Raw genomic sequence first — 6,663 nt, 5'->3', positions numbered from 1 at the left:
AAGGAGTTTTGCCTCATGATGAACGGCTGCCTTTTGGTGCAGAGCTACGCCGCCCGCCAGAGCGCCCCGGTGCCGGGCGTGACCGTGACGGTGCGCGGCGAGGGCCATGCGCCTGTGACCGTGACCACCGATACCACCGGCACCGCGCCGGTGATCACACTGCCCGCGCCGGATAAGGCGCTCAGCCTGGACGAAGCCAACACCCAACAGCCCTACAGTGTGTGGGAGGTGACGGCGGAGAAGGAGGGCTACCAGACCGTAACCCTGCAGGGGGTGCAGGTGTTCGCCTGCCAGACCGCCCTAATCCTGCTGGAGATGCTGCCCGCCCAGCGGCTGGGCGCGCCCCAGCCCAAGCCCGAGACCTTCGACATTCCGGCCCATTCCCTCTACCGGCCCGAGGGGCCCTCCAGCGTGGCCCCGGCGGAAAACTGTCCGGCTCCGCTGGTGCTGGCCACCCCCATCGTGCCCACCACCATCACGGTACACCTGGGCAAGCCCAAGGAGAGCGCCCGCAACGTGACGGTGAGCTTTCGGCATTACATCGCCAACGTGGCCTCCAGCGAGGTCTACCCCACCTGGCCGGGCGTGCCCAAACCCGCGGCGGCGTTTTTCAAACAACGGATTTTTCTCTTCCATGTGGTATACTAGGTGTAACGAAACATTCCTCCAAGACCGCGGCACCGCCGCAAGGAGACTACTCTTATGTGCACAAGCATTGCTTTTTCCGCCCCCTATCCCCTGTTCGGCCGTAATCTGGACCTGGAAACGCCCTTCGGCCAGCAGGTGGTGGCCACCCCCCGCTCCTTCGCCTTTCATTTTCACCGCCGCCCGGCGATGCCGCACCATCTGGCCATGATCGGCATGGCCACCGTGGCCGGGGGCGTGCCCCTGTACGCCGAGGCCATGAACGAGGCCGGGCTGAACATGGCCGGGCTGAACTTCCCCGGCAACGCCTACTACACCCCTGCCGACCAGGCCGCGCCGGACGCGGTGGCTCCCTACGAGCTGATTCCGCTGGTGCTGGGCAGCTGCCGCACTCTGAAGGAGGCCCGGGCCATGCTGGAAGGCATCGACCTGCTGGGCATCCCCTTCGCCCCGGGCTACCCGCTGGCCCCGCTGCACTGGCACATCGCCGACGGCACCGGCGCGCTGGTGATGGAGGTCACCACCGAGGGCTCCCGCCTTTACGAGGACCCGGTGGGCGTGCTCACCAACAACCCGCCCTTCCCGGTGCAGCTGGCCAACCTGACCGGCTACCAGACCCTTTCCGCCGCGCCGCCGGAAAACCGCTTTGCTCCCGGTGTTCCCCTGCCTCCCTACGGCCAGGGCATGGGCGCCATCGGCCTGCCGGGCGACTGCTCCCCCATGAGCCGGTTCGTGCGGGCGGCCTTTCTGAAATGCAACTCCATCCACTCCGCCGGTGACGATGCGGTGAACCAGTTCTTCCGCATTCTGGACGCGGTGGCCATGGTGCGGGGCAGCGTGATGACCCCGGAGGGCAAGCCGGACATGACCCTTTACTCCTGCTGCGCCGACCCGGCCCGGGGCGTGTACTACTTCAAGACCTACGACAACAGCCGCATCCACGCGGTGAACCTGCTGCGGGCCCCGCTGGAGGCAAGCACCCTCTGCTGCTGGCCGCTGCCCGGCGGCCACGGCTTCGAGGCCCTGAACTGAATTTTCCCTTTTCCCCCTGACCTTCGGGTCAGGGGGATTTTTTCCTTTTCCGCCTTTTTTTGCCGCAAACGCAAAACCGTTGTTTGGCAAACCGTTTCCCGCCCGGATTCAGCGTATGATGAATACAGGTCAAAGGCGATGCGCCTTGCCGGTTTTCCCTTTCTTGCAAACGCTGTGTGCTGCTGCAAACGGGCAAGCAGGCCCGGGTCCTCCCGCTTTTTGTACCATCCATTTTCTTTTTATCGCCGGGCAGGGCAGCGCCCCCCGGCACAGGAGGTATTTTTTATGTACTACAGCAACGGCAACTACGAAGCGTTTGCCCGCCCCCGCACCCCGAAAAAAGCCGAGGGCAAATCTGCCTGGCTGGTGGGCGGCGGCCTTGCCAGCCTCTCGGCGGCGGCCTTCCTCATCCGGGACGGCGGCATCCCCGGCGAGCGCATCCACATTTTAGAGGAATCGCCCCTGCCCGGCGGCGCCTGCGACGGTATTCTGGACCCCCAACTGGGGTTTGTGATCCGGGGCGGCCGGGAGATGGAGGACCACTACGAGTGCCTGTGGGACCTGTACCGGTCCATCCCCTCGCTGGAGGTGGAAAACGCCAGCGTGCTGGATGAATTCTACTGGCTCAACAAGGACGACCCCAACTTTTCCATGAACCGGGCCACCCTGAACCAGGGCGTGAGCGCCGAGACCAGCAACCGCTTCGGTTTAAGCGACGCGGCGGCACTGGAGCTGATGGCGCTCTTCTTCGCCAAGGACGAGGACCTGTACAACAAGACCATCGACGAGGTGTTCAGCGACGAGTTCTACGCCTCCAACTTCTGGCTCTACTGGCAGACCATGTTCGCCTTTGAAAAATGGCACTCGGCGCTGGAGATGAAGCTGTATCTGCACCGGTTTTTGCACCACATCGGCGGTCTGCCCGACCTTTCCGCCCTCAAATTCACCCGGTTCAACCAGTACGAGTCGCTGATTCTGCCGCTGGTGGAGTACCTGAAAAAGGAGGGCGTGCAGTTTGAATACGGCATCAAGGTGACCAACGTGCTGTTTCACTTTTTGCCCGGCAAGAAGGTGGCCCACCGGCTGGAATTTGTCCAGAACGGCCAGCCCCGCAGCCGGGAGCTGGACGAAAGCGACCTGGTCTTCGTGACCAACGGCTCCTGCACCGAGGGCGCGGCCCTTGGCTCCAACGACGAGGCCCCCCGCCTGCGTGTGGAGAACGGTGAGGGCAGCAGCTGGCAGCTGTGGAAGAACCTGGCGGTTCAGAACCCGGCCTTCGGCAACCCGGACGCCTTCTGCTCCGACATCCAGGCCACCAAGTGGGAATCCGCCACCGTGACCCTGCTGGACGACCGCATCGTCTCTTATGTGCAGAAGATCTGCCACCGGGACCCCTATTCCGGACTGGTGGTGACCGGCGGCATCGTGACCGCCAAGGACTCCGCCTGGCTGATGAGCTGGACCTTCAACCGGCAGCCCCACTTCAAGGCACAGCCCGCGGGCCAGCTGGTTGGCTGGATCTACGGTCTTTCCCCCGATGAACCCGGCGACTATGTGGGCAAGCCCATGGCGGAATGCACCGGCGCCGAGATCTGCATGGAGTGGCTGTACCACCTGGGCGTACCCGAGAACGAAATCGAACTGCTGGCCCGTGAGGCCGCCTCCACCGTTCCCTGCATGATGCCCTACGTGACCGCCTTCTTCATGCCCCGTGCCGCAGGCGACCGGCCCCAGGTGGTGCCCGCCGAATGCGTGAACTTCGCCTTCCTTGGCCAGTTCGCCGAGACCCGGCGCGACACCATCTTCACCACCGAATACTCGGTGCGCACCGCCATGGAGGCGGTCTACACCCTGCTGAACGTGGAGCGGGGGGTGCCCGAGGTATTCGGCTCCGCCTACGACCTGCGGTGCCTGCTCAACGCCACCCACTACCTGCTGGACGGCCGCAAGCTCACCGACATGAAGCTGCCCCTGCCCTACAAGCTGGCCCTGCACGCCGGGCTGGACAAGTTCCAGGGCACCGTGCTGGAGGAGCTGCTGGCCCGCTACCAGCTGATCTGACCCCAAGGCAGGCCGGGCCCGGCACAACACCGGGCCCGGCCCTCGAAAAAGACATGAACCATCCTGAGGAGGAATCATCCATGAAAGAAACCAATTACGACTACACCCGGACCAAAACCGGCGCGGACTACCTGAACGACGGCCCGCCCCGGGCGGAATTTATCCCCGACGGGGAAACGGCCTTTGTGCCGGTGAACGGCAAGAGCGGCCTGCTGGTGGGCGCGGCTCTGGTGGGGGTGGGGCTCGTCTCCATTCTGGCGCCGGGGGCGGCGGGCATCTCGCTGGCCACCCTGCTCACCGGCGGGCTGGGCGTTTACGGCGTGGCCCAGATCATCGCCTTCGCCCGCCTTCCCTGGGACAGGCGCAGCGGCTGGACCCTGGCCAACGGCATCGCCATGACGCTGCTCAGCTTCTTCACCCTCTGGATGGCCCTCACCACCCCCCTCGGGATGGTGAGCATGATCGCATCGCTGGCCTCGGTGGCCGCCTTCTTCGGCCTGCTGGCCGGTGTAGGGCAGCTGTTCCAGTACACCACCCTCCGGCGCACCAAAAGCCCCGGCGCGGGCTGGGTGCTGGCCAGCGGCATCGTGAACCTGCTGGTGGGCCTGCTGGTGATGGCCGCTCCGGTGGCCGGCTGGTTCGCCCTGAGCACCCTGTGGGGCGCCTTCCTGGCCGGCAGCGGCGTGGCGGTGCTGGCGGAATCCTGCTCCGGCCACCGGGGCCTGCGGGCGGTGGAATAACGCCCTCCCTGCTTTGAGCCATAAACCAAAGAACGCCTTTCCGAAGTTCGGAAAGGCGTTCTTTTTTGCCTGCATTTTCCTGATGCCGCAGGCGCTTTCCTCCACCATGCTCCCACAGCCCCCTGCCGCACCCGCCAGCCCGCGCCCGGCCCATGGCAGGGGCCCTCCTGTACTCAAAGCCCAAACAGCCGCCCAGGGTGCCCTGCAGCCCGCCCCAGAGGACATCGGCATCCCCGCAAAAAAGCCCCCGGGCTGCATTAGCCGGGGGCTTTGGAATATGTATGGGTCACTCCTCGTTGGGGTCCGGCTCGTCGTCGGTGATGGGCATCTGCACCAGCAGCTCAAAGCGGCTCTTCTCGAACTTGAGCAGCCCCTCGTCCCGCATCTTGCACAGCTCGTTGGACATGGCGCTCCGGTCCACAAACAGAAAGTCCGCCAGGTCCTGCCGGTTCAGCGGAATCACAAAGGTGCGGCTGCCCGCCTTGTGGTACTGGGCGCTCAGGTAGTCCTGCAGACGCTCGCGGGTGGTGCGGCGGATGCTGTCCTCCAGCTTTTTGGTCAGCCGCTGGGCCTTCTGGGCCACCGCCAGGGTCAGGTTCTGCACAAAGCGGATCTGCCCCGGGTCGGTGAGCCGGTTTGCCCGCAGCAGCTTGTCCACCCGGAAGAAGAGCACCTCGGCGGCAGTGGCGGCGGTGATGGTGCTGTGCAGCCGGTAGCCGCCCACCGCGTTCAGCACGCCCAGGGTGTCGCCGGGGCCCAGCACATCCATCAGGTTGCTGTTGCCCGCCGCGTCCGCGTGGGTCAGGTGCAGATTGCCGGAAAGAATCAGTGCCACCTCCTCCAGCGGGTCGCCGTCCTGCCCGATCACCGCCCGCCGGGCATAGCTCGCCCGCCGGGCACTCACGGCCGCCAGCGCACTGCGGATCTCCTCATCGGTCATGTTGCGGAACAGGATGCAGTGCCGCAGCGTTTCCAGCTCCACCCCCAGCCGCTGTTCCATGGTTTGTTCGGTCTCCATACCGGTTCCCCCTTTTTGCTCCGGCATGCCATACCGCAGCCGGTATTTCTGCTTTACATTGTTCTGTTTCATCCTTATTATACTCCTTGTGCGGCGGCCTGCAAGACCGCCCTTTTTGTGTTTTGACTCAGCGAAGCGGCGGGCCGTATCCGGTCCGCCGCTTCCCGTATTGGTGCCAGGGAATTACTGTTCGCTGCCGGTGAGGGTGCGCAGCTCCTCCATGGCCTCCGGGTGGAGGCTGGTGGTGGAGCCGGGGTTGCGCTGCAGCACCCGTGCCGCCCGGCGATACATCTCGTCGGTGCGCCGGTGCATGGCCGACAGCTCCCGCTGAATGGCTTTCTGGTCCGGCCCGGCAAGACCCGGGTGCAGCTTGCCCTCCCGCCGCAGCTGTTCCAGCTGGCGGCTCATCTGCCAGAGCATCCTGCGGCGGCGTTCCCGGGCCGCCTCCAGCCGCAGGCTCACCACGCCGGCGGCCCGCTCGCCCTCCTTGCGCAGGCCGTCCAGGGCATCCCGGGCATCCTGCTGCAAAAAGACCCCCGCGATTTCCAGCCGCCTTTGCAGCCGTGCAATCTGCTCCCGGCTTGCGCTCAGCTGCTCCAGCAGCCGCCGCAGGTCCAGGGCCTCCCGGGTGGAGGCGATTGCATCCGCCGCAAAGGCCAGGGTCAGCGCCGCGGCCAGCATGGCCGCCGCCGGGCCGCTCAGCCCGGTGACGACACCCGCCACCGGGGGCTGGATGACCCGCAGCAGCAGTACCGAGAATACGCCCCAGCACAGCGAGGCCATCAGGCAGATGTACCCGTTCAGGTTCCACTTTTCCTTGCTGTAGTCCCAGTAGCGCACGTGGAACATGCGCTCCATGGCCCAGCCGGTGGCGTATTCCAGCGCCGTAGCCCAGAACATGCCGCTGAAAAACAGCATCGGCAGGCTGCCCGCCACCGGGGCGCACAGGGCCAGAATGGCCACCGCGCCGAACCCGTAGATAGGGATCACCGGCCCGTGCAGAAAGCCCCGGTTCACCCAGTGCTTCTGACGCACCGAAACATACCCGCTTTCCCAGACCCAGCCCAGAAATCCATAGCTAAAAAACAGCAGCATCCATTGGGGAAGTGTGTAAAGTCCCAACATCATATTGCTTCATCCTTCCATGCGGCCCGGCCGTCTCGCCGG

Annotated in this window: 5 protein-coding genes and 1 pseudogene; 4 read left to right on the top strand and 2 right to left on the bottom strand. The window is 65.2% G+C overall.

The genetic code is table 11. The features are described 5' to 3' along the window. From PH256_RS14735 to PH256_RS14720, 4 genes and pseudogenes are all read left to right on the top strand, one after another. Window positions 1-648, top strand: a pseudogene (locus PH256_RS14735) (hypothetical protein); the annotation flags it as partial. A 54-nt stretch (window positions 649-702) separates the two neighbouring features. Next, window positions 703-1,677, top strand: coding sequence for a choloylglycine hydrolase (gene bsh, locus PH256_RS14730; protein WP_270914769.1), 975 nt, complete (start codon window positions 703-705; stop codon window positions 1,675-1,677). A gap of 285 nt (window positions 1,678-1,962) precedes the next feature. Beyond that, on the top strand, window positions 1,963-3,738 hold the full coding sequence (locus PH256_RS14725) for an oleate hydratase (protein WP_270914768.1): 1,776 nt from the start codon (window positions 1,963-1,965) through the stop codon (window positions 3,736-3,738). A gap of 80 nt (window positions 3,739-3,818) precedes the next feature. After that, complete coding sequence (locus PH256_RS14720; protein ID WP_270914767.1) at window positions 3,819-4,478, top strand: HdeD family acid-resistance protein; 660 nt, start codon at window positions 3,819-3,821, stop codon at window positions 4,476-4,478. Between the two features lie 286 nt (window positions 4,479-4,764). Here PH256_RS14720 and PH256_RS14715 read toward each other — a convergent pair whose 3' ends face one another. Then, entirely contained in the window at window positions 4,765-5,568 is an 804-nt protein-coding gene (locus PH256_RS14715; RefSeq protein ID WP_270914766.1) for a Crp/Fnr family transcriptional regulator, read from the bottom strand. Between the two features lie 111 nt (window positions 5,569-5,679). Continuing rightward, the gene (locus PH256_RS14710) at window positions 5,680-6,624 is read right to left on the bottom strand and encodes a putative ABC transporter permease (RefSeq protein WP_270914765.1); all 945 of its coding nucleotides are present in this window, start codon (window positions 6,622-6,624) and stop codon (window positions 5,680-5,682) included. Window positions 6,625-6,663 lie beyond the last annotated feature (39 nt).

The sequence above is a fragment of the Allofournierella sp. CML151 genome, assembly GCF_027853465.1.
GTDB lineage: Bacteria > Bacillota > Clostridia > Oscillospirales > Ruminococcaceae > Allofournierella.
The sequence above is the reverse complement of the archived record's forward strand: the minus strand, read 5'-3'. Positions and strand labels throughout refer to the sequence as shown.

Coding starts and splice junctions, on each gene's coding strand:
- bsh (WP_270914769.1), top strand. CDS start 703: ATGTGCACAAGCATTGCTTTTTCCGCCCCCTATCCCCTGTTCGGCCGT.
- PH256_RS14725 (WP_270914768.1), top strand. CDS start 1,963: ATGTACTACAGCAACGGCAACTACGAAGCGTTTGCCCGCCCCCGCACC.
- PH256_RS14720 (WP_270914767.1), top strand. CDS start 3,819: ATGAAAGAAACCAATTACGACTACACCCGGACCAAAACCGGCGCGGAC.
- PH256_RS14715 (WP_270914766.1), bottom strand. CDS start 5,568: ATGAAACAGAACAATGTAAAGCAGAAATACCGGCTGCGGTATGGCATG.
- PH256_RS14710 (WP_270914765.1), bottom strand. CDS start 6,624: ATGATGTTGGGACTTTACACACTTCCCCAATGGATGCTGCTGTTTTTT.